The following is a 1,185-nucleotide window of genomic DNA, read 5'->3' as shown; positions in this document are numbered from 1 at the left end:
TTCCAGAAGCTTCCTGAGTAGTTTTAATTTTTCTTGCTTATTCATTCTATTTTCCTAGCTTATAACGCCCTGTTAAGGGGTGAGCAACGCAATACCGAAGTCGCCGCATACCGCCTTAAACACTAAAACCAACGCATGATGAAAATGCCACGCGTTGCGAATCCCTCTTGAACAGTTTGTTAGGTTTTGGGCTTATTCTCCCAATGAACCCCAATCTGTTAGATTTAATTGCTTACGTCTAATGTAGTAGAAGGTTGCCATAATAAAGCCAAACAAAGTGCCAGCAAGTAACGAGATGAAAACGGCTTCTAAAACTGGTTTACCTAGCTCGTTCCACACAAGAAACCATTGGAAGATTCCCCATACAGGAGCAAAGAAAGTCACACAAAGCATAACGTTTGCAAAATAACTTTGGTAATGAGGTGGCGGAAAACACATTCCAAGTTTACGTAGCCACTTTACAATTGGTGGATTGTAGTTCGACTTCCAAACGCCTTTATCATTTAACTCTTTGTGAGCAAGTCGTAGCTTCGCTTCATAATCCATGATCTAAAATCCTCGAATTCGATGTTTCCCGCGGAGAAACCTAACGCCCTGCTAAGGGGTGAGCAACGCAATACCAAAGTCGCCGCATACCACCTTAATCACTTAAACCTACCGCATAGTTAAAATGCCACGCGTTGCGAATCCCTCTTGAGCAGTTTGTTAGGCATCTTGTCACCACAAACTACTTACCCGCTTTGCACCTAATTAACTTCCAAAATGAAAGCATGAAAATAGCCAACGAGAAAACAATATGAAGCGTTGGTATGCTTCTAGACCAGACATCAGACTCTACCAAATGAGAATCAAACTCTTTGCCACACAAATGATGACCTTCAATAGTTGTTTCAATTACAAAAGGTGCCCAAAAATAAGTTACCGACATAGCAGCTAACAAAGCAATTAAGGGCGTAATCCATATAAATTTTGAACCTCTACTTTCACGAAGAAGTCTGACTATGATGAGAATGAACAGTACTGAACCATACATTATCGAAGCATAAAAACGTCCATCATTTCCCTGTGTGCAAATACCCGAAACTGCACCAAGTGAAACCAAAAGACCATACAATATTATCAATATCGAGCTGTACATTTGTAACCTTTGATGCCTAACGCGCAGTTAAGGTGTGAGAGACGCAG

The 1,185-nt window shown here is 40.9% G+C and carries 1 protein-coding gene; it reads right to left on the bottom strand.

Features of this window, described 5'->3' with window-relative positions; genetic code table 11:
- Positions 1-192 precede the first annotated feature (192 nt).
- On the bottom strand, positions 193-546 hold the full coding sequence (locus BCT11_RS00595; protein ID WP_102386847.1) for a DUF6404 family protein: 354 nt from the start codon (positions 544-546) through the stop codon (positions 193-195).
- Positions 547-1,185 lie beyond the last annotated feature (639 nt).

This window comes from Vibrio sp. 10N.222.52.B12, from assembly GCF_002875385.1.
Classification (GTDB): domain Bacteria; phylum Pseudomonadota; class Gammaproteobacteria; order Enterobacterales; family Vibrionaceae; genus Vibrio; species Vibrio jasicida.
The sequence above is the reverse complement of the archived record's forward strand: the minus strand, read 5'-3'. Positions and strand labels throughout refer to the sequence as shown.